Origin of the sequence: Nocardia sp. GP40 (assembly GCF_050434125.1) — a bacterium.
Lineage (GTDB): Bacteria > Actinomycetota > Actinomycetes > Mycobacteriales > Mycobacteriaceae > Nocardia > Nocardia albiluteola.
Genome location: NZ_JBNPVW010000002.1, coordinates 384,141 through 405,433, shown reverse-complemented (window position 1 = coordinate 405,433; position 21,293 = coordinate 384,141). Strand labels below are relative to the sequence as shown.

Here is a 21,293-nt window from a genome sequence, read left to right as displayed (position 1 = left end):
ACACCGTGGTCGACGAGCGCATCCAGGTGCACGGCATGAGCACCGCCCGGCCCCGGGAGCATGGGACTGCGGTCGTGATCGGTGGCGGGCTGGCGGGCATGCTGGCGGCGTGGGCACTGCGGGGAGCTGCGGAACGGGTTATCGTCCTCGAGCGCGACGTATACCCGGACCAGCCCGTTTTCCGGCCAGGGGTGCCGCAGGCGCGCCACGGCCATCTGCTACTTGAGGGCGGGCACCGCCGCCTCGAGGCGTTCATGCCCGGCGTGCGCGCCGAACTGCTGGCCCGTGGCGCGGTCCTGGTCGCGATGTCCGGTGAGCTGCGCTGGCGGACCTCCGCGGGTCCGATGGCAGACCATCACACGGACCTTGCGTTCCTGAGCTGCCCTCGTCCGCTGCTCGACCACGTCGTGCGTACACGCGTCTGCGACCCACCGTCGCAGACTATCGACGGCACGGTGATCGAGGTCGTCCAGGGCGCCGAGGTGGTCGGGCTGCTCGGAACCGATCGCGCCGTGACCGGCGTGAGGATCCGCAGGCGCGGGCAAGTTACCCAGTCGCGACAGCCCGCCGAACTAGTGGTGGATGCTTCCGGCCGCGGTACTCGGCTACCGCGATGGCTCGCCGCTTTGGGGTGTGCCCCGCTGCCCACCGATGTCGTAGACGCCGGCGTGGCGTACACCAGCCGGATCGTGTACCGCCCACTAAATTCCCTGCTCGGCTGCTCTGCCCTGTATGTGCAGGCCACCCGCGAGCAGCCCTGGACCGGGGCGGTGCTACCGATCTCGAAAGATCGGTGGATCGTCTCGCTCGGCGGGATGCGCGGACACGAACCCGCGTCCGGCGACAAAGGATTCGCCACGATGCTCTCCCAGCTCCAGCAGCGGGAACCACTGCTGGCCGACATGCTGCACGAAGCTGAGCCCGCAGGGGAGGTCTGGGGCTTTCGCCCGGGCCCGAGCACACGACGACATGTCGGAACTCGCGGCACCCCAGAGGGTCTGGTCGCGCTCGGAGATGCCCACACCTGCCTGAATCCGGTGTACGGGCAAGGCATGACCACCACGATCGACGCCGCGATCGGGCTGCGTGCAGCCGCGCAACGCTACCGCGACATCGGTCCCCGCACCTCCCGCGCAGCGCGCGCAGCGATCACTGCAGCATCGGCGGCGGCGTGGATGATGTCGACGGCCGAAGACGGCCGCTACCAGGGCACCGTCAACGCACCGACCGGGCCACTGATCCGCGCGCAACATCGCTACCTGGATCAGGTCTTGGCCCGCGCCACTACCGATCCCCGTGTCGCGCACGCATTCGAGCGGGTGATGTCCCTGATCGACCCGCCCGCCACCCTGCTCCGGCCGAGCATCCTGGCCCCGGTATTGCTGCGGCACTGACATGACCGGCGGATATCCCGAACATCAAGCCGAGCCGCCACCAGCCCGGATTCCGTTCCCTGGCCTGCGGCGCCTGGCTCCCGGCGATATCCGCATCACCGACGAGCAGCGCGCAGCCTATTTGCGCCGCTACCCCCGCCTGGGTGACCCGCCCGCCGATGCCGTAGTCGCGATGATCCAGCGGCTCCCACCCGGCCACGGCCGCGCCCTGTTCGACACCGCCCTCGAGCACGGAATCGACGCGGTCACCGACCCACCCGCCGAACTCCGGGACTTCTTCGCAGCCTTGGAGGAGCCCTACTGGCTCGACGCGGGCCAGCTCGACCTGGCCTGCCGCGTTACCGCCCGCACCGGCCTGATCGGCCTAGCCGCCTTGGCGATGCTGGCGCTGTGCGGCGGCTACCTGGCACACCGCGTCACCAAACCTCTCGTGCGCACCGGAAACCTGGAATATATGACACCTCAACGCTTGGCCGAAACCGTGACGTGGTGGCTGAATGTCACCACGCCGAGCGGGATGCACCGATTCGCGCCGGGATTCAAAGGTGTTGCGCAGGTGCGCCTGACTCACGCGCTGGTGCGCGCCGGGATGGCCCGCCGTCCGGACTGGGACAGCGCGGCATGGGACCTTCCGCTCAATAATTCCCAGCTCGCGGGGACAGTCATGCTGTTCGGGGTGGCACCGATAGCGGGATCGCAAGTCTGCGGGCTGCATTTCACTACGGCCGAGAAGGATGCGGTCTACCACCTCTGGCGCTACGTCGGACACCTCATCGGTGTGCGCCCGGAAATCCTGCCCAGCACCGAAAAGGACTGCTGGCGCATGCTCGGGATCCAGGGAGACTACGAATTCCTCGCCCCCGACGGGGATTCGCGGCGTCTGGCACAGGCTCTCATCCATGCCATCGGCCCTCTTGTCGCCGGTGACAGCCGTGGTCTGGGACACGACATTTACCGCGCGGCAGCAACTTACCTCATGTGCGCCTACGGCCACCTGGTGCTGGGGAAGGACAACGCCGATCTGCTCGGACTACCCGACCGGAGGTGGGCTCAGGGCGCCGTAATAGCCGGCGCAACCCTCATCGGCGGCATCGATTCTGTGCGTCGCCTGCTTCCCGGGATGACGCGCTGGTGCGAAATTGCCGGACGGAGGAGCCAACGAGCGGCAACCATGCGGATGACGTCCACCCGCCAGGACGGAGGTCATAGTCGTGGCGTCGCCACCCCCGGGCGCGATAGCCCGCGTTTCCAGCGGCCTATCGCAGGCTGACGGGCATTTCCACGATGCGCCGGAAGAAAATCGCGCGTCGCCATCGCATCTCGTCCGCGCCTATCGTCAAGGCGAGGTCCGGGTACCGGTCCAGGAGCCGAGTGACCGCGATGCGGGTGAGCATGCGCGCGAGCGGGGCACCGAGGCAGTAGTGAATGCCATGGCCGAATGGCAGAGCGCGCCGCGGCTTGCGTCCGGAGTCGAAGGCATGCGGGCACTCATTGGCCCGGGAATCGTAGCCAGCGGCGAGCAAGGAGATCCAGATCCATTCTCCCGCACGAATATCCTGACCAGCCAGCGTGAGCGGCGCGGTCGCCACCCGTAGTGTTGCCACCGGCTGTGGCGTATACACACGTAACGCCTCCTCGATCACGGCATCGAGGGATTTCGGATCCTCGCGCACACGAGCCATTTCGGCGGGATGGGTCAGCAGCGCGAAGACCGTGGTCAGGATCATCGAGGTAACTGCCTCATGCCCGGCCAGCAATATTATTGATGCCGTCGAGGTGGCCTCGCGGAAACTTAACTCCCCGCGGCGGTGGGCGGCAGCGAGCGTGCTGAGGATGTCATCGCGCGGCGCGAACCGCCGCGCGACCATCAGTGGCCCGATCATCCGGGCGTAATCGATCACCCCGTTGCGCAGCTCGGGCAAACTCGAGGTCAGGAAATCGCCGAGCGCAGCCGAGGACCGAGTGATGGTGTCGGCATGCTTGATCGGAACGCCGGTGATCTCGGCGGCGATCTGGACCGGCAGCGGCACGGCGAACGCCGCCGATAGATCAACTGTCCCTGTGGAACTCATCTGATCCAGCAAGTCATCAGCAAGCTGTGTGATACGAGGGGCGCGGGCGGCCAGAGCGCGAGGGCTGAACGGCTCGGCGACGACCGCACGCAACCGATCATGGTCAGGCGCCTCGGACCCGAGCATATGGGTGATGAGATGCGCGTTCGCCCACCTGTTGAATCGCGAACGCCGCGAGAGGTTGGTGGTGTCCGAGACGTAAGAGCCGTTCATGGTCTCTGGCGTTTTGACCACGTGGGGATGGGTGAAAACCTCGCGAGCCAGCTCATAGCCGGTGATCATCCACCCGTCGATGCCCTGCGGCGCCGAAAAGCGGTGGATCGGCCCCTGCTCCGCAAGCTTTTGCATGACCATCTCCGGCGCCGCGAAGTACTCGTCATCGAACGTCATGTGCGCAGGCGTCGTCACTTGCACGGTTCTACCACTGAACATCCCTCGGGGCGAGCCGGATCCGCCCGTGTACCCGATGCCGATCCGGATTCTGCTCGATTCAGAACGCTGGAACTTGTTGTACCGCTGCGGAATTCCCGATTCGATGTCAATGAATGTGATGACCATCTGCTGAGCTGAGCTCTAATCTGCTGTCTAACCAGGGGTTTGACGTCGCCGCGAGAAGGGAATGCGATCTCGTCTGTGATTGCGGCTCACACGACATCCGATTAGAGTCGGCTGGTAGCGCACTTGTTCCAGGCGGAACAAGGTCCTGTCGGCACTGTCAATCAGGCCGCTTGATGCGTCCGGAGCCCTTCGGAGACGGATATACCGTCAGCGGGGGGCTTGGTTCGACGTGAAAGCAGCCTAATGAGATTCGAAGTCCGCCGCATACCTCTCGACCGTGGCCATCGTTCGGTGCGCTGCCGCGGCCCTCCCTGACGCGCAGTTAGCGGCACCGCACGCCAGCGGCGACGTGCTGTGTACCTACACACCCATCGTTAGAACTCTGATATCAGGTGCTCGGGGGAAGAAGTAGACATTGGCCGTATTACCAGACAAGTCGCGGTGCCCACACGCTCGACGATTCGGGGAGATCGCCGAACGCCTGGCATTGCCGACCGATTGGACCATGGCAGATCTGTCTGAGGCAGTCGAACGCCAAGTAGGGCAACCGATTATATGGCTGCCACTGCCGGATGGTTTTCCACCTGGATTGTGCGGCCTGCAGGTTGACCGCGGAGACAGCATCGTGGCGCTCCACCGCCGCGCGGAGTCTCCGGTGCACTGGCGGCGAACTATGGTGCACGTTGCTGCGCATCTATTGCTGGGGCACTACCGCGAACGTGCGGTTTCTGCCTCTACCGCCGCAAACCAGCTCACCGGGATCAGCAGCCACGGACTCGCGGTAGGTCCAGTGCCCGATCCGACCGGCTTCCGGAGAGTGGAGGCAGAGGCCGACGCACTGACTGCGCTGATCCTCGACCGGCAAGTGAACGGCGGTCGGCATGGGAACGTCGGGTGCTCGAAACGTAGCGCGTTCGGAATTCCTGACCGAGGTTGACCAGCGTTCCTCGGGCCGAGGGCGCAGAGGGCGACGCCCCGCGGCCCGAGGAACGCTCAATCCTCAGGCGGCGGGGTGGCCCGGGGTAGGGAGTTGAGCAGATCGGTGATCTGTTGTAACCGCTCGGGCGACAAGACGAACATATCGTCTCGTTTGTAGATGGCGAAGTCGTGGTTGTGACGGAGCATCGCCTTCTCGAACGCGATGCGCTGCTCCACCTCCCGTTCGGAGTAGTACACAGGCTCGGACGGGAACGGAACTACTGTGCCGTCCTCCAGCACAAGATCTATGTCGTTCTCCAGCGATTCCTTGGCGCTGCCCTTCTTGAGGCCCAGGACCTTCTCGAGCCGCCCCAGGACGGCGTCCCCCGGTACGGTCCCCGTGCCGTTCTCCAGCGAGACCATGCGGCCCCGAGACGGTCCGTCGGCGTCGGCGACGTCGGCGATCGTGAGATGCCGTATGTCTTCCCGCACGTATTTCACGCGCCGTCCGAATCGCGCCTGATGCGCCGGCCCCGCCATGCTCATGCAGCGGATGGTACCGCCAACTGTGTGGACATCGGCCATCGGCAGTCCCCCCAAACCTATGGGCGGCACGTTTGCGTCACTGCCCAAACCTAACGTCTAATAGAATGTATTCCTATTGACATTCTCTTCATATTCTATCTAGATTCTATCTGTTGGCGGAACTCGCCTGTTCGCTGATCTGGTTACCAGGGGGTGAAGGCGCCGCCCGCGACGGCCGGACGCCGATCGCCGCAGTCACGAAGGTTACAAACCGGGGAGGGCTAGATGCCGAGCGAGAAGTCGCCAACCTCGACCACAGCGGGCAGCGAGGTACTCGCCGTCGTGCTCGGGGCAATGCTGCTCGTGGTCGTGGCTCCGGGCGCAGTGATCATCGGTGTGGCATGGCTGGCGGGACTGCGGGGGTATGCCGCAGCCAAGCATCGCCGGTGGTGGATGTTCTTGACTCCAGAGCGGTGGTGGATGGTCGCAGGCGCGGCCACTGGCGTCGCGGTCATGTTCGGCTCGCTGGCGTGGGCAATAGCGCTGATGAGAGCTGGTCGGTTCGACACACTGATCGCGCCCGCGGTGTTGTCATTGGCGGCGGGAGCCCTGGCTGCGCCGGGAACGTTTGTGCTGGCGCGCAGACATCTGCGGCTGCAAGTGCTCGAGGGCCGCACCGATGATGTGCTGGCAACCGCACAGATCGCTGAAGCCGTGCGCCGCGCGGACGACGAACTCACCGCGAGGTCGGTCGGGATCAGCCTCGACCCCCACACCGTGGACCTACGGGTGATCGATCCCGCGCTGCGGATGACTGCCCCCGTGCCGGTCGAGGTCAGCGGGATCATCCGCTACGGCATCGGGATCGTGGTGCCCGAGGACCGGCTCACGGATGTGGAGCGTTCCTCGCACTTCACCGCGCCGGGGTGTGATCTGCTGCTAGCTCCGCAGGTGGCCGGGCAGATGCGAGCATTGATCCTGGCCGGATCGGGCACCGGCAAGACCGAGCTGATCGCAGCGCTCCACGCGGTGGCGAACCGGACCAATATGACTTCGGTCCTGATCGACTTGAAAGCGCAGGCGTTCGACGCGGCCCGATTCGGTGAGGATGCGCGCCGCCAGCGTGAGTATGTCGGATCGGCCGCCGATGTGCGGGTAGTGCGTGGCGGCTGGGACTTTTTCGATTGCTCTCGCGAGCAACTGCTCGAGCGGCTGATGTTCATCGCCCCCAAGGCGAGCAGCACCGACTTCTACAGCCAGCGGACCCGGCGTGTTCTGGACCTCGTGATCGATGGTCGCGGCACCAAGCCGCTGGTCCGCTCGCTCGAGGAACTGAACGACCGATTGGCCGATCCGGTGAAGTATCTGGGCCGCAGGCTCGCAGGGCCGATCGTGGAAGAGGACCGCTTCGGCCAGACCGACGCGAGCATGGTAGCCGCCGATGTTGATGCGATGTTTGCTCCCCTGAGGAAATATCTGCCGAAAACCGGTGAGGGATGGTCGTTTTCGCGGCTGGCACCGGGGTCGGCAACGATCGTGAGCCTGAATCCGGTGTTGGCACCCGAGCTGTTGTTGGCGAACCTGATCTTGCGAGATCTACGGGACTTCCTGGCCTCGCGCGCCGAATCACCGATCGACCCGGCACGGCAACAGCCGGTCTCGGTAATCGTCGATGAGTTTCCCCAGATGGTCGAACGCGAGGTCGACGCAGCCGAGGAGGCCGCGAAGGTTCTCGAGACCGCCCGCGCGGCGAACGTCGGACTGATCTTGGCCGGCCAGAGCATCGAGGGCTATTCGCGGGATCCGCAGATGCAGCGACGGCTGCTGGGCGCGGGCGTGGCTCTGTTCCTTGGCCGCTCCGCACTTCCGGACACGGTCGCAGAGGCCGCAGGCACCCGCTGGCAGCTCGAGGTAGGCGGAGACCCGTACGGATTCTCGATCAACACAGCCCACGCGAAATGGGTCTTTCAGGTCCTGCCGCAATACGTGCGCCGGATGCACGTCGGCATGTTCTGGCTGATACACGAGGGGGCCGCGATGCGGTTCCTGACATTTCAAACATCGTGACATGGACGGAAATCAACTGGTAGGGAAGGAATCTCGATGTACAGAAGACTCACTGTGGCAGCGGCAGCTGTGGCGTGCAGTGTCTGCGTGGGGGTGAGCGCGGCCGCGGATCCGGCACCCTCGCCCTCACCGCAGGCCCCGCACGCCGCGGCGCCGTCTCCGCAAGCGGCCGCGCCGCCCCCACCCCAGCCGCAGTACGTGCCGGTGCAGGATCTGCCGATCGCTCCGCCGCGCCCACGCCCCCAGCAACAGGAACTGGTCACAGTCCAAGCCCCCGCCGGCACATCGAATGCCAACTCACACAAGGGCTCCGCGCCCGCCAGGGTGCCCGCGCCGGTGGATCCGCATCTGATCAGGTTCGGCGACGCACGGATCGAGGCGCCGGGGTTCATCCCTCCAAGTGTGGTCTTCGCTGCACAAGCTGGCGCCGATGAGTTGGAGTGGGGCACTGCGTGGGCCTTCGACGCGGTCGGGTATCCGCACCAGTCCGCCGATCACGCGGCAGCCGCCGCGTTGGCAGCGGGGATCACCGGCAGCTACACCGGCAGCCTGATCGTGACGCCAGTCGCGGCAATCGGCGGCTGTTTCGCGGGACTGGCGATCGGAGCCGGGGTCGGCGCGGCGGTAGCGGGGATCCCGACCCTGGGCGTGGCCGCGGTGCCCGCCGCGCTGGTCGGCGGCCTGATCGGATGCACGGCGGGCTCGTTGGTTCTCGGCGTGCCCGCCATGGTCGGCGCGGCCGCGGTCGGCGCAATGGCAGGTTCGGTGATCGGCGGCGCGCTGGGCGGCAGGCTCGATCAGCACCCCGCCGCTGCGCCAGCCCCCGTGCCCCGGCCTGCGTCCGCACCGGCTGTCCCGCCCGCACCGGCCGCGGTGCAGGCGGTGGGCGCCCAGGTGGGCGGCGCAGTGAACGGGGCGGTGGCCCAGGTAAACGGCGCAGTGAACCAGGCGAACGGCGCGGTGAACCAGGCCACGGCCCAGGTGAACGGCGCGGTGGCCGCGGCGCGGCATGCGGTGCAGGCGCTGGCGCCGGTGTCCCCGCAGCAGGCCGGGCTACTGGCCGGGCCGATCAACGGAGTCCTGGGCGCGGTGCAGACCGCGCTGCGATAACCGAATCGAAGGACCTTGCCGATGACCGATACCGAGCTGTGGCGGCGGTGGCTGGAGGATCCGGCCATCACCCGCGACCCTGGCACCCCGGTTTCGGCCCGGCGGCGCGCTCGCCGCATCCAGACGGGAGCGCCGGGCCAGCCACGCACCGCAGCACGGCGGCGCTCGGCAAGGACAGGGCGCGGTCTATGGTTCGCGGTCGCGGCCGCAGCGGTCATCACCGGAGTTGTCGTGCTCGGCGTCGTGCGGGGCGGAACCCGTCACGATCCCGCAGCCGCGGATCCGTATCCGGTCGTCTCGACCGCCGCGCCGACCTCGGCGGCGCCGTTCTGCGCTGTCGGCTCGGTCGGGGCGACGGTGGTCACCGACGGCGCCGGGGACCGCAGCACCGGGCCCGGCGTGATCGCAGCCTACGAGCATGCGTATTTCGATGCCCGAGACCCGAAAGCAGCACTGGACCTCACCAACCGCGGTCCGGGAATCCCCGCAGAACCTCAACTGGCTCAAGGGATCTCCGCGACACCACCACGAGTGCCGTGGTGTGTATCGATCACCGATCATGGCGGCGGGGTGTACGAGACCGCGGTGCGGTATCTGCCCGTCGCCGAGCAACCCCCCGTGCTGTGGCTGCTCGATATCACCGTGACCGGCCAGGGCGGGGTGTTCACCATCATCCGCATTCAAGACAAAGCGGCATGAATTCACCACCAATCATGAAGGAGCACAGGCAATGCCGAAATCGGAATGGGAAGTCGCGGCCGCTGCTGTCAAGGAGAACGCGGCCGCGCTCAGGGCGATGACCAGCCATACCCAGGTGTACGAGTGGGTCAAAGCCCACAACCTGAACACACGGACCCAATTTCCCAAGTTCAAGGCCCAGCTGCGCAAGCAGCTGGGCATCGACTACGACCGGCTGCGTTCGGCCACCCTCGCCCAGCAGGCCCAGGAGCTGGCCGTGGCCGCCGCCGGTGCGCCGCGGATCGTGTTGTGGGCTGCGGGAGACGACGAGGCCGGCGCGTTCGGAGTCTGCGACGAGGAGGGGGACGCGTTGTGGTACGGAACTTTTCACCCCGACGACTTCCACCATTACCTGCCTGGAGATCAAGCCAGCGCCTCGACCTCGGCGGCGCTGAAGGCGGTATTCGTGGCCGCGCAGACCCGCCGCGAGGCCGATCTGCCGGTGCTTGCACTGACGGTCCAGGTGTCTGATCACCGCGTCGATGCCGACATCTTGCTGCATGCGGGGGCCTCTGATCAGGTCGCGGTCACCCTCGAGGTCACCCAGGAACAGAATCCGGCGCTCGAGTGGTGCAGGCTGCCCGGGTTCAAGGGCTGGCGCGAGTCCGATCTGTCGAAGCTGCTGGCGGGGGCGGAGACGAACTGATGAAGCTGGTGCGCGCCGCTGCAGGAGTGCTGGCCGCCGCGGTTCTCGCGGCGGGGGCTCCGGTGGCGGTCGCGGATGCTGGTGCGGGGCAACGGTGTCCGGACATCCACGTGCTGGCCGTGCAGGGCACCGCCGAGCCCTCGGTGCCCGCGCCGACCGGCCAGGACACCGGCGAGCTGGCCGGGGTGATCATCCCGGTCGTGAATGCCGCCCGCCCGGACGGATTCACCATGGATCGCACCTATATTCCGTATCCGGCCGCGCCCGCCGGTCAGCAACTCGAGGCCGCCTACAAAACCAGTGTGCTGGACGGATTTCAGCGTCTGTCGCAGGTCGCCGCCCGGGTGATCTATCAGTGCCCGAGCACCAAACTTGTGGTGCTCGGCTACTCCGAAGGCGCCGAGCCGGTGTCACTGTGGGCCCAGCAAGTCGCCGCGGGCAAGACCGAAGGCGTCAGCGCCGACGACGTCGCCCTCACGGTCACATTCGGGGACCCGACCCGCGGAGACACCGCCCCGCTGTTCGCCGGAAAGCCCGGCCAGCTCGCCCCGGCTGCCTGGCCTGGCCTGGACCAAGGCAAGCGGCCCTCGGTCACCAAATTCCCGGACATGTACGTCCCACCGACAGGCGAGGGCATCGGACCTGAGCGCGACATCGCGACGAGCTTCGGTCCGCTGGACGGGCGGGTGGCGCAGTGGTGCCTGGGCGGGGACCTGTCGTGCTCGGCACCGAAGTCGATTTCCTTGGCCCGCGCCGGGCTCGGGATCGCGGCGCAGTCCTCGCTCGACTTCACCCACGACCCGTTCGGGGTCGTCGGCGAACTGGCGTCCGCGACGGCCAACACACTGATCAATGGAGCATCTACCTTCGCGGACAAGGACATTCAAGGCAGCAACCTGGCCGATGTGGAATTCGCGCGAGGGGCTTCGATCTCTCAGCGCCTGGCCGAGGCCGCCGACCCGACCAACACCGCCCCGCCGACCGATCCGTTACAGGCGGTGCTCAAACTCGGCCAGATCGCACTGACCTCCGTCACCTCATTTCTCGGGCAGGTGCTCAACCCGGCAGTGCTGGGGTCGCTGGCCACCGCCGGCGTGCAGATCGCGACGTCCGCGGTCGGGGCCGCGATTCCGGCCCTTGTCGGTGGACCGGCCGCGGCCCTGGCCGCCGGGGCCGCAGGGGCGGCCGCAGGGGCCGCGGCCGCCGCGCCGTCGCTGGTGCTGCCCGCGATCACCCTCGGCGCCAGCGCGGTGAATGCCGCGATGACCATCCTGCCGCCGCAATCGGCCGTGCAGAGGGTTTCGAGCATCTTCGGACTGCTGACCACGGAGGTGCAGAAGAATGCGGATCTGCCTGCGCTGCTGATGGATTCAAGGTTGTGGACCCAAGTCTCCGACGGCGGGTACCGCACGGTGCGAGTAGCAGCCGATGGATCCACCCCCGCCGATGTCACCGCGGACTGGATCATCGCCGCGGGCCGGGACTACCACGCCGCGAACCAGAATGCTTCTGCGGCAAAGAATCCCGACGCCCCCGCCCCGGACGCACCGTATCAGCGGACCCCCGACGGCGCGATCGCCACGCCGGTGCAGGACCGTCCAGACCTGGGAGCGGTGTCCAAGAACGACACCCACGGTGACGTGCGGCTGTTCGATGCTCCACCTGCCCCGGGTACCACGACCCCGGCGCCGGTGGTGTGGCTACCCGTTGGGGCCGCCTCGATCGCCGATCGCCTCGTCACCGCGGCCGCCGGGACCGGACCCGCCGCGGCAATGCTGCGCAGCGGATCCCCCGTCCTGGTTGCCACGACCGCCACCACCAGAACCTAGGAGCACCGCGTGAGCAACCCCTTCCGCATCGAAACCACCGACACCGCCGCCGACACTGCGCCCGCCGCCGAGCTCGACACCGGGGACGGCCCGGCGGCCGCGGATGCCGGTACCCACGACGCGCCGGGCTCGCAGTCCGGGCCGGACACAGCCGTCCCGGATCCAGTTGCCGTGCCGCCGTTGTGGTCGGTCATGGCAGCAGAACCAGGCAGCGGTGCGAGCACGCTCGATAGCTGGTGCGTGTGCTCGCAGGAGATCACACGGGATCCGGCGTGGCGCCCGGCACCGGGACAGAGCCCGTATCTGGTAGTGACCACAGTCCGCTCGATCGAGGGGATCCGGCGCGCGCGCCAGCTCGCGGGCGCGTTGACCGCCACGGCCGGGCTGGGGGCGCGGGTGGTCGCCATCGTGGCCCTGGCCCCAGATCCAGCAACCCGCCCCAGCGGCAGCGGAATTCAGCTCAAGGAGATGATCGCCGCCGCCGAGGCGGCCAGGGTACCGATCATGACCCTGGACTACGACCCAGATCTCGCCGCCGCAGCGAATCCGTCCGCCGGGGCATCGGGCTGGTCCCCGCAGCGTGCCGACAACACCAGCGTCCCAGCGATTCTCGCGCGCTTGTATACCCAGATCTACTTCGCCGTCGCCGACATCGCCGCGAGCAAGCGATCGGCCAAGGAGGCACCATGAAACTTTCTGTGCAGTTGGCGGTGCTGGCGATCAGCCAGCCCACCCCCGACGGCGGCCCCTTCCAGCAGATCGTCAGCAAAATGCTGAACTTGCTGTACTTCTTCTCCGGCGCGATCGCAGTCGGCGCCCTGATCGGAGCGGTGGGCATCTACTACTACCAAAAATTGACGATGGGCAAATCCGAGGTGCTGTCCTGGATTGGACTGGGATTGTCGCTGATGTTCGTCGCAGCGCTGGCAGCCCAGATCGTCAACTGGACGATGGGCAGCTGATGGGGTCGCGTGCTAGGGCGTTCGAGCACTTGCCGCCGCAGGTGATCGATCCGATCATGCATCTTGCGGGACAGCTGATTTCGCTGTCCGGATATTTCGCGGTGGCCGCAATCATCGTGGTCGCCATCCGGGCCTGGCTGCGCTACCAAAACGGCGCTGACGCCCTCGAGTTGTGGCGCGAGATCCTGATCATCCTGCTCCTCGCAGCTGTGGCCGCCCAGACATTCGACATCGCCACCTGGTTCAACTGAAACACGAAGGAGAACAACATGATTCGCCGTCTTCTGGGTGCCGCGGCCGCCGCGGTGGCGTTGGCCGGGGCGACGACCTCGTGTGGCGCCGGCACGCCGAGCGCGGCGCGTCTGTCCATCATCAGCTACCGCGGGGCCGATTGGGTCACCGACGGCACCGTCAAACCTCCGGCGTCACTGGACCACGCGGACCGGATCCGCTACCCGCACAGCATGAATGGGGTAGTGATGGCCGCGATCGACTCCCAGACCCTGCTCGATCTGGCCGGGGACGACCAGTACGGCGCGGTCACCCGCGACTATATTGCCGCCGGTCCCGGGTTGAAGGCATACCTGGCCGCGCGCAGCCAATTCCGGGTCATCGGGGCTCCCGATCCGGCGAAACTCGTGCACGTCAAGGGATTCCAGTTCCTGGCCTACACATCCACGGCCGCGACAGTAGAGATCGTCTACGTCGAGCCGGACCGATCGATCACCGGGCTGACGCGCACGGTGGTGTGGCTGGGCGATACCTGGCTGATCCAGCTGCCCGACTCCAATTCTCCCACCTCGCCGGTGAAGGCGTACCCCACGATGCCCACCAACATCAACGCACTCCCACAAACCTGACCTTGACCTTGACCTTGACCAAAACATCTGCCGCTCAGAGGAATATCGCCGATGAAGATCCGCCACTACATCCTGATCACCGCTGCCGCCGCCTTGACCGTCGCCGGGATCGCGGTCTCCTGCGGGCACACCGGCTCCAGCTCCCGCCCGGGTCCCACACCGGCCCCATCCCCGGGCACGAGGGGGTCTTCCCGGTTACAGGACAGCGGGTGGTTCAAGAAGAATTTCGGGACTCCGCTGGTGGTCAGCGCTGAGGTGACCCCCAAGACCGTGGAACAGGCCACCGATCCCGGCGGGCTGGCACTGCCGCAGAACCACGCCGCGGTCGACGGGCCGGTGCTGTGGGAGCGGGTGCGCTGCGAGGCGTTGCCGTTCACCACCACCGACGGCCCCACCCGGCTGCGGGGAGACACCATGTACGGGGGATTCGCCCATACCCCGCTGGGTGCGGCGATGGCGGGCTACCACTTCATCTCCTTCGGCAACTACGCCCACACCGCCGCGGCGATCCCGCTCATCGCGGTGCCCGCGGACCGCACCGGACTGTGGCCCACACCGATGCCGTATTCGATTCCGGCCTCGCAGTCCGACCCCGGTTGCCTGGCGCGAAAGGACCCGATCATTCGGCCGTCACTGTGGACGACGCAGGATATGGGCGCCGGGGTGATGCAGGTGGGTTTCTACTATCCGCCGCTGCCCGGCGACACGCAGGGCTCCACGTATTACACGTCGGTGGTGTGGGCTGAGGGTGACTGGTATCTGACCGATCAATCGGTCGACGACGTCGCATTGATCGGCGGGCATGCGCCCAGCCGCCCGCACTACGCGCCGACCCCGGTGGGCTGGTCATCGTGGTAGTCCGCCGGGCGGGCGGGCTGCTGGGGGCCTTCGCGATCCTGATCGCGCTGGCCGCCGGGCAGGCACACGCCCAGACCGCGGTCCCTCCGGTGATACCCCTCCCTTCCTCACCGTCCGCGCCGTCGCCGCTGCCGACGATCACACCGTCGGCAGCACCGCCGATCATGCCGTTCGGTCCGACCGTGTTTCCCGGCACCGAGTCGCCCACCACGGCGCCATCCCCAGCACCGTCCTCGAATCCGTCGTCGAATGATCCGACGTGGAAGGTCAATCAGGGCTGTCCGGACGGGATCAGCGTGCTGGGACTGTGCACGTCGCTCAAGACCCCGAACCAATACATCAAGGACGGGGCCGGCGACGCGGTGAACTCGACGCTGGCCAGCATCGTCAACTGGGTACTTGCCGGGTACGTCTGGTTACAGAAGTACGCGTGGGGGCTGTTCATCAACGTCAACATCGATGACTCCGGCACCGGGACGGTGACCGCGGTCCAGAAGATGAACGACATGACCGGCGAACTGCAGGTCGTCGCTTGCGGGCTCGGGCTGTTGATCGCGATCATGCAGATCCTGGCGCAGCGGATGATGCTCTCGGGAGATAACGCCGCCCCGGAAGCCTTCGCCGGATTCCTGCGCTGGGCGCTGGCCGCGACGCTGGCGGCCCCGACGCTGCTGGCATTGTCCGGTGCCAGTGAGGCTCTGGCGCATTGGATGTTCATGTCCGCGGCCGGGCCAGCGGGCCCGACGCATGTGGTCGACGCGCTGTCCACCGCGCTCTCGGGGAAGGACGCGCGCCTGCAGACTGCGGACGTCATCTCCGTGGCGCTGTGCCTGCTGGGAATGATCGCGTTCCTCGAGTTGGCGATCCAGCTGTTCCTGCAGAAAGCCTGGCTGGTGTACATCGCCGTCGCGCTGCCGATCGCGGGCGCAGCCTCGGTCACCGGCGCCGGAAAGTCCGTCTTCTCCGCGATGCTGCGCCTGGGCGTCACCGTCATCTTGTTCAAACCCATTGCCGCGCTGCTGTTCTCGGTCGGATTTCTGCAGATCCAAGCACTCAGCTCTGGAGGATTCACCTCCGGCGACGACGTGGTGATGGCGGTGCTGATGATGGCCGCCCCGAGTTTCGCGCTGCCGATCCTGACCAACCTGATCGGGAACACCACCGTCGGATTCGCCGGTACCCCAATGCTGCGCTCCATCAGCCAGGTCGCCCGCTCGGGCCGCTCGATGGCCCAGAACGCCGGACGCCGCACGTCGGGCTGGGCCAGCGATTGGGACGCCCGCGCCCGCGGCAACGGCAGCGGCAGCGGTGACGGGAAGTCCTCGCGGGGCGAAGCCCGCGCGAGCGCCGCCCCGGCCCCGGCAACCACCCCTGGCGGCGCCAATGGTGCCGCAGCCAAAACCAGCGGAACCGGCACCGGCACAACAGGTAACCGGGCAGGAAACACCGCGACCACGATCTCCACCGGCGGCCCCGCAGCCGGCACACGCCCCAGCGGAACAGGCGCCGGATCGCGTACCTCCGGCAGCACCGGCAGCAGCCGCGGGAACACGAACCCAGCCCCCGGCAGCCGCAGCCGCTCCGGGCAGACCGCCGCTCCACCCACCAGTTCGAGCACACGGTCGGGAGCCGCGGGCGCCAATCGGGCGGGAGGCCGCTCAGGGCAAACCGCGACGGCCCCGACTTCGGCACCGCCGCCCACCCCGCCCCAGCGCAGCGCGCCGCGACGGCGTAGCAGCGGCCCGCGCGACACCAGCTTTCGGCGAATCACGTAGCAGGAGAGGATTTTTCATGGGTCAGCAGAAATATGCCGGATGGCGCAAGCCTGAATCCACCGGGCTGGTGCCAGGGTTGACGACCACGACCTCGGCGCTGGCGGTCGTGGCGGCGGTGCTGGTGATCATGTTGTGGTTCTTCGCCGGATCCCCGCTGCTGTCGATCGTGGTGGCGGTGCTTGCGGTGCTGTTGATCGCCCCGACGGTAATCCGGGTGCGCGGGGTGTCGGTCGGCGAGCTGCTGTGGGCGTGGATGCAGACGTGGCCGATCCGGGCCCGCGAGGCCCAGATCTACAAGACCGGGCTCCTGAGCCATATCCCCGGCGGCCGCGCACGCCTGCCTGGCCTGGCCACCCCGGTGACGCTGGCCGACTGCTTCGACCCCGACAGCGGGGAGAATGTCGGTGCGCTGGTCGATGTCGTGCGCCACACCATCACCGTCGTGTTATGGGTGCTCGCGCACGGCCAGGACACGCTGCCCCAAGAAATCATCGATGGCAGAGTCGCCGGTTGGGGGCAATTCCTGCGGATCACCGGCGAGCTCGGCGATATCGCCGGGGTCGTGGTGGTCTCCCAGACCGTACCCGAGACCGGCGCGGCCTACGACGCCGAAATTACCGCCCGAGCCTCACCGCTGGCACCAGCATTGACCACCGAACTGCTCGAAGACCGCACCGAAGATCTCGCCGCGGACACCCTGCGGCTGACCCAGCGGATCGCGCTGACCTTCCGATACCCCAGCGGCGCCTACCGCGACGGCGTGGCCTCGGTGTCACGGCGCCTGCCCGAACTACGCCACGCTGCGAGTATCGCTGGCCTGCAGGCAGATTGGGCCACCAGCGCCGAAATCATCGCCACCACCCACGCCGCATTCAACCCCGCCGCTCAACCCGCGATCGATGAACTCATGGCACGCGACGGGGACACCGGGATGCGGTGGTCCGATGCCGGACCCAGCTACCACGACGACACCTTCTCGTACTTCCTGCATGATTCGGGCCGGTCGCTGACCTACAGATGCTACGAGTGGCCCGTCCAGCCGGTCGACGAGCAGAGCATGGCCAGGGTGCTCGCGCCCAATCACCGCGCCCCGTACAAGCGGGTCGCGCTGCTCTACCGACCGTATCGGCCCTCGGACGCCAAGGAACTCACCGACGCGGACTTCCGCGATGCGAACGCCGCGGTCCAGCGCCGCACACGCGGGCTGGTCGATGCCCGCCAGCAGATGCGCTACGAGGATCTGGCCGCGACCCGCGAGGACCTGGCCGAAGGCCACGGCCTGGCCTCTGTGGGAATGTTGGTCACTCTCACCGTCGCGTATGACGAATCCGGCCGTGACGCAGTTCAACAGCTCGAGGACGCCGGGGTGTCGTCCTCGCTGAAGTTTGCGCCGTGCTACACCGACGAGGCGGGCATGTTCTTGGTGGCCTTGGGAATCGGGATCTTCCCGGACATGGACGAGACCACGGGTGGGGCGAATGTCCTTATTTCCTGACGGATTCATCCGCAGCTTGCCCACTCCGATTCGCGAGCGCATCACCCCCGATCACACCAGCCCCGCCGGACTGCTGGACAGCGAAGAAGCCGAGGAACTGCGCGAGCTGCTGCCGACGATGTCCCCGTGGACACGGTTCCGGGCCGCCCGTCGGCTCGCCGCGCACGAAGTCGCTCTGTGGCAGGCCACGACCGTCGCTGCTCGCCAACCGTGGCAGGCCGCCCGCACCCCCACCCCGCGCGGCTACCTGGCCCGGGGCGGAGGTTATATGAAGAAGCCGATGCCATTGCCCTACGTGCGCGGCACCACCTGCCGGATCTGCGGGCTGTACCCATTCCCGATCCCCGGCGAGATCATTACCCCCGGGCTCCCAATCGGGCGCCAGCGCGGCGGCGCACCGTTCTTCTTCGACGCCCTCGGCTGGTTCGAGGCCGGGATGATCACCGCGCCGATCTACAGCGTGCTGGGCCCCAACGGATTCGGCAAATCCACGCTCATGAGGCAGATCGGGATCAACGCTTTGTTCCAAGGGCGGCATCTGATCGTGCTGGCCGACGCCAAACCAGACTTCCGCCGGTTGTGCGAGGTTCTGGGCGAGGATGGGCAGATCTTCCACGTCGGGGGGCTGGGCGGGGGAGTGCTGAACCCGTTGGATCCCGGTGCGCTGGCCGATGTGGTTATCCGACTCGGTGACCGGCCCGACGCGCGCGCGGTGATGGACCAGCTGCACGAGGCCCAGTCACAAAACGTCGTCGCCTTGGTCTCGCTGATGCGGCGCGCGGCACTTCCGGACTACGAGACCGGGGTGCTGGACGCGGCGATCACCGCGCTGTACGAGGGCGGCCGGTTCTCTCCATCCCGGCCGCCGATCTTGTCTGATCTCATCGAGACCTTCGACGCGCCCACACCGTTGATGCAGGCCGCGGTCGCCGCCCGCAGCAGCGACGAGTTCGCCGACCTGACCCAGCGACTCGTCCAATCGCTGCGCGCACTCGTACAAGGCGCGCTCGGCCGCGCATTCGATGGCCGCTCCACGGTCCGTATGGATTTGGATGCGGCGATGATCGATGTGGACCTATCGCAGATCCCGCTCTCAGCGCGGGATCTGCGGGCCGCGGTCATCGCCATCACCGGCATCGAGGCCCAAGAATCGGTCCGCGCACGAAACCTCCTGGCCGCCAACGGATTGGCCCGAAAAACCGTCACCGATCTGATGATCGACGAGCTGTGGCAGCTATTCGAAGTCGGTGGCAGCTCACAGATTTCGACCGTCAACAGAATCACGAGGCTCCAGCGAACCGACGGGGAAACCCTCGGCACCTCCACCCACACCGTCGGCGACTACAAAGGCGTCTCCGACAGTGTCCATGAACAACTCCAAGCCACCGGATTCATCTCCCGCAGCAGGGTGAAATTCGTCGGCCCGATCAACGCCAACGAAATCCAGCAGCAGCAGGGACTGATCGAATACACCGGGCCCGAGGCCGAACTGCTCAAACGCTGGTCCTCCTCGGGCACGCCCTCGCGGCTCGGGCGCCATGCGGTGCACGAGGGGATGGGCCGGTTCCTGTGCAAATGGAGTGATGACCCGACCGAGCCAGGGGTGGCGTTCCGCACCTGGGTCAGCCCCCTCGAGGAACAGCTCGGGATCCACGACACCTCCGCGGCCCTGCGCAGCGACCGCGAATAGCCCGTGTCCGCCGCCGTTCTCACCGCCCTCTACCGATACCGGTACCTCATCCTGGGCGTGGTCCTGGCGCTGCTTCTGTTGATCGCCCAGTGCTCGGCCCCGGACTCGGGAACCGCCTGCGGCGCCAGCGTTCCCGCCACCGCGAGCGGGCTGGCCTACCCGGTCGACCCCTCCACGTCGATCTCCTCGGGCTACCGCACCCCCGACCGCCCGGACCATAACGGGGTGGATTTCGCTGTCCCGCAGGGCAGCCCGATCCACGCCCTGGCCGACGGAACAGTCACTGCCGCACAAGATTCCGGAGTGCAAGGGTTCGGCGGCTGGGCGGTGATCTCCCACGTCATCGACGGCAAACCGATGTCCAGCGTGTACGGGCACATCAACCCGGGCGGACTGCATGTGCAAGTCGGCCAGCAAGTCCGGGCCGGGGACATCATCGCCAGCTCCGGGAATGCGGGCGAATCCTCGGGCCCGCACTTGCATTTCGAGCTGTGGAACGGTGACCGGCTACACGGCGGCACCGTCACCGACCCCATCCCGCTGCTGAACCGCATCAAATCCAGCACCACCACCAGCGGCGGTACGCAGGATGCGGCTACGAGCTCCGGCAGCGATCAGGCGCGGATCGACCGCCATGCCTGGGAGATCATCCAGGCAGGCCGCACCCAGGGTGTGCCCGACGAGGCGATCGTGCTCGCGCTCTCGGTCGGCCTAGTCGAATCCGAGATGCACAACTGGGCATCCGAGGCTGTACCGGAATCGACCGACTACCCCAACGACGGCATCGCACCCGGCGACGCCGACTCGGTCGGGATCCTCCAGCAACGCCCCTCGCAGGGCTGGGGAACGGTCAAGGACCTGATGAATGTCCAATACCAGGCCAGCAACTTTTACCACCACCTGATGGCCAGCGACTGGCAGCACAAGTCCTTCACCGACGCCGCCGCCGACGTGGAACGGCCGCGGGAGGATCTGCGCTGGAAATACGGTGCCCGGCAAACTGAAGCCCAGGCGCTGTTCGCCCGCTTGACCGGCCACCCCCCGACCGCCAGCCAATGCGGTACCACCCCAGGCACCTCGCCACCGAGTGGAGGAGGCGGGGAGGCGATCGTGGCCGCTGCCCGCTCCCAGGTCGGACGCCCGTACGTGTGGGGCGGCGGCAACGAGGCTGGACCCACCGGGACTCCAGCAGCCGGGTTCGACTGCTCTGGCCTGGCCCTGTACTCCGTCCATTCCGCCATCGGAATCACGTTGCCGCACAACACGAACATGCAAATCCAACAGGGGCAGGTCATTCCGTTCGCCCCGGCAACCGCGGCGAGGAAGAACGAGCCGGACTTGAGCGCCGCCCAGCCGGGTGACATCGTATTCTTCGGCTCCGGAACCGATGCCGAGCACGAAGGCATCTACACCGGCACCATCCAGGGGGTGCCGAGGATGGTGCACTCGCCCGACGTCGGCCAATCTGTCACCGAGGCACCGGTCACTGACGGCGGCCAGCTCGTCGGCGTGCGCCGTTACACCACCCCCTCAATGTCGTCGCCGTCGTCACCAGATTCGGCTGTTACGCAGCCTAATCCGACACAGGCAGCCTTGTCTGAGGGGACGCAATGACCCCCTCGAGATCATCGCGGCGCGGCCGTTGGCGACATCGGATCGCCACGGCAACAGCGGGGGTAGTGCTGACGGTCTCGGCATGTTCGGCACCCGCTCCGAGCTTCGGCGAGCACGATCACGGCGCCGGCGTCCCGGCCGGGGCGAGCATAAGACCGCTCCCACCGCTGCCCGCGCCCTGG

Annotated in this window: 18 protein-coding genes; 16 read left to right on the top strand and 2 right to left on the bottom strand. The window is 67.2% G+C overall.

Translation table 11 applies throughout. The features are described from left to right. The first annotated feature begins 5 nt into the window (after nt 1-5). On the top strand, nt 6-1,394 hold the full coding sequence (locus tag ABH933_RS06425) for an NAD(P)/FAD-dependent oxidoreductase (protein ID WP_429455002.1): 1,389 nt from the start codon (nt 6-8) through the stop codon (nt 1,392-1,394). Between the two features lies 1 nt (nt 1,395). Further along, nucleotides 1,396-2,664, top strand: coding sequence for an oxygenase MpaB family protein (locus ABH933_RS06420; protein ID WP_429455001.1), 1,269 nt, complete (start codon nt 1,396-1,398; stop codon nt 2,662-2,664). On the opposite strand, the gene ABH933_RS06415 is transcribed toward ABH933_RS06420, so the two are convergent. Continuing rightward, the gene (locus ABH933_RS06415) at nt 2,651-4,024 is read right to left on the bottom strand and encodes a cytochrome P450 (protein ID WP_429455000.1); all 1,374 of its coding nucleotides are present in this window, start codon (nt 4,022-4,024) and stop codon (nt 2,651-2,653) included. The genes ABH933_RS06420 and ABH933_RS06415 overlap by 14 nt on opposite strands. A gap of 993 nt (nt 4,025-5,017) precedes the next feature. Next, nucleotides 5,018-5,488, bottom strand: a complete 471-nt coding sequence (locus ABH933_RS06410; RefSeq protein ID WP_429454999.1) for a helix-turn-helix domain-containing protein — start codon at nt 5,486-5,488, stop codon at nt 5,018-5,020. Between the two features lie 264 nt (nt 5,489-5,752). Here ABH933_RS06410 and ABH933_RS06405 point away from each other — a divergent pair, with 264 nt between their 5' ends. From ABH933_RS06405 to ABH933_RS06340, 14 genes are read left to right on the top strand one after another with little or no spacing between them, the layout of a single operon-like run. Continuing rightward, nucleotides 5,753-7,534 (top strand): hypothetical protein, encoded by a 1,782-nt coding sequence (locus ABH933_RS06405; protein WP_429454998.1) that lies wholly within the window; start codon nt 5,753-5,755, stop codon nt 7,532-7,534. Nucleotides 7,535-7,570: 36 nt separating this feature from the next. After that, on the top strand, nt 7,571-8,644 hold the full coding sequence (locus ABH933_RS06400; RefSeq protein WP_429454997.1) for a hypothetical protein: 1,074 nt from the start codon (nt 7,571-7,573) through the stop codon (nt 8,642-8,644). 21 nt (nt 8,645-8,665) lie between these two features. Further along, the gene (locus tag ABH933_RS06395; protein WP_429454996.1) at nt 8,666-9,343 is read left to right on the top strand and encodes a hypothetical protein; all 678 of its coding nucleotides are present in this window, start codon (nt 8,666-8,668) and stop codon (nt 9,341-9,343) included. Between the two features lie 31 nt (nt 9,344-9,374). After that, entirely contained in the window at nt 9,375-10,028 is a 654-nt protein-coding gene (locus ABH933_RS06390; protein ID WP_429454995.1) for a hypothetical protein, read from the top strand. Next, nucleotides 10,028-11,857 carry a cutinase family protein gene (locus ABH933_RS06385; protein WP_429454994.1) on the top strand — a complete coding sequence of 610 codons (1,830 nt, stop codon included), beginning with the start codon at nt 10,028-10,030 and terminating at the stop codon, nt 11,855-11,857. The genes ABH933_RS06390 and ABH933_RS06385 overlap by 1 nt, the downstream gene beginning before the upstream one ends. A gap of 9 nt (nt 11,858-11,866) precedes the next feature. Continuing rightward, the gene (locus ABH933_RS06380; protein WP_429454993.1) at nt 11,867-12,547 is read left to right on the top strand and encodes a hypothetical protein; all 681 of its coding nucleotides are present in this window, start codon (nt 11,867-11,869) and stop codon (nt 12,545-12,547) included. Further along, complete coding sequence (locus ABH933_RS06375; RefSeq protein ID WP_429454992.1) at nt 12,544-12,819, top strand: hypothetical protein; 276 nt, start codon at nt 12,544-12,546, stop codon at nt 12,817-12,819. The genes ABH933_RS06380 and ABH933_RS06375 overlap by 4 nt, the downstream gene beginning before the upstream one ends. Beyond that, a complete protein-coding gene (locus ABH933_RS06370) occupies nt 12,819-13,070 on the top strand; it encodes a hypothetical protein (protein ID WP_429454991.1) in 252 nt (83 codons plus the stop codon). Before ABH933_RS06375 ends, ABH933_RS06370 begins: the two co-directional genes overlap by 1 nt. An 18-nt stretch (nt 13,071-13,088) precedes the next feature. Beyond that, nucleotides 13,089-13,679 carry a hypothetical protein gene (locus tag ABH933_RS06365; protein WP_429454990.1) on the top strand — a complete coding sequence of 197 codons (591 nt, stop codon included), beginning with the start codon at nt 13,089-13,091 and terminating at the stop codon, nt 13,677-13,679. Nucleotides 13,680-13,730: 51 nt separating this feature from the next. After that, the gene (locus ABH933_RS06360) at nt 13,731-14,537 is read left to right on the top strand and encodes a hypothetical protein (RefSeq protein ID WP_429454989.1); all 807 of its coding nucleotides are present in this window, start codon (nt 13,731-13,733) and stop codon (nt 14,535-14,537) included. Then, entirely contained in the window at nt 14,531-16,312 is a 1,782-nt protein-coding gene (locus ABH933_RS06355) for a hypothetical protein (protein ID WP_429454988.1), read from the top strand. Before ABH933_RS06360 ends, ABH933_RS06355 begins: the two co-directional genes overlap by 7 nt. Before the next feature lie 16 nt (nt 16,313-16,328). Next, nucleotides 16,329-17,807: an SCO6880 family protein gene (locus tag ABH933_RS06350; RefSeq protein WP_429454987.1), complete on the top strand. Its 1,479-nt coding sequence runs from the start codon at nt 16,329-16,331 to the stop codon at nt 17,805-17,807. A 16-nt stretch (nt 17,808-17,823) separates the two neighbouring features. Next, nucleotides 17,824-19,497, top strand: coding sequence for a hypothetical protein (locus ABH933_RS06345; protein WP_429454986.1), 1,674 nt, complete (start codon nt 17,824-17,826; stop codon nt 19,495-19,497). 3 nt (nt 19,498-19,500) lie between these two features. Continuing rightward, nucleotides 19,501-21,111 carry a peptidoglycan DD-metalloendopeptidase family protein gene (locus ABH933_RS06340; RefSeq protein WP_429454985.1) on the top strand — a complete coding sequence of 537 codons (1,611 nt, stop codon included), beginning with the start codon at nt 19,501-19,503 and terminating at the stop codon, nt 21,109-21,111. The last annotated feature ends 182 nt before the right edge of the window (nt 21,112-21,293 follow it).

Coding starts and splice junctions, on each gene's coding strand:
- ABH933_RS06420 (WP_429455001.1), top strand. CDS start 1,396: ATGACCGGCGGATATCCCGAACATCAAGCCGAGCCGCCACCAGCCCGG.
- ABH933_RS06415 (WP_429455000.1), bottom strand. CDS start 4,024: ATGGTCATCACATTCATTGACATCGAATCGGGAATTCCGCAGCGGTAC.
- ABH933_RS06410 (WP_429454999.1), bottom strand. CDS start 5,488: ATGAGCATGGCGGGGCCGGCGCATCAGGCGCGATTCGGACGGCGCGTG.
- ABH933_RS06405 (WP_429454998.1), top strand. CDS start 5,753: ATGCCGAGCGAGAAGTCGCCAACCTCGACCACAGCGGGCAGCGAGGTA.
- ABH933_RS06400 (WP_429454997.1), top strand. CDS start 7,571: ATGTACAGAAGACTCACTGTGGCAGCGGCAGCTGTGGCGTGCAGTGTC.
- ABH933_RS06395 (WP_429454996.1), top strand. CDS start 8,666: ATGACCGATACCGAGCTGTGGCGGCGGTGGCTGGAGGATCCGGCCATC.
- ABH933_RS06390 (WP_429454995.1), top strand. CDS start 9,375: ATGCCGAAATCGGAATGGGAAGTCGCGGCCGCTGCTGTCAAGGAGAAC.
- ABH933_RS06385 (WP_429454994.1), top strand. CDS start 10,028: ATGAAGCTGGTGCGCGCCGCTGCAGGAGTGCTGGCCGCCGCGGTTCTC.
- ABH933_RS06375 (WP_429454992.1), top strand. CDS start 12,544: ATGAAACTTTCTGTGCAGTTGGCGGTGCTGGCGATCAGCCAGCCCACC.
- ABH933_RS06370 (WP_429454991.1), top strand. CDS start 12,819: ATGGGGTCGCGTGCTAGGGCGTTCGAGCACTTGCCGCCGCAGGTGATC.
- ABH933_RS06365 (WP_429454990.1), top strand. CDS start 13,089: ATGATTCGCCGTCTTCTGGGTGCCGCGGCCGCCGCGGTGGCGTTGGCC.
- ABH933_RS06360 (WP_429454989.1), top strand. CDS start 13,731: ATGAAGATCCGCCACTACATCCTGATCACCGCTGCCGCCGCCTTGACC.
- ABH933_RS06350 (WP_429454987.1), top strand. CDS start 16,329: ATGGGTCAGCAGAAATATGCCGGATGGCGCAAGCCTGAATCCACCGGG.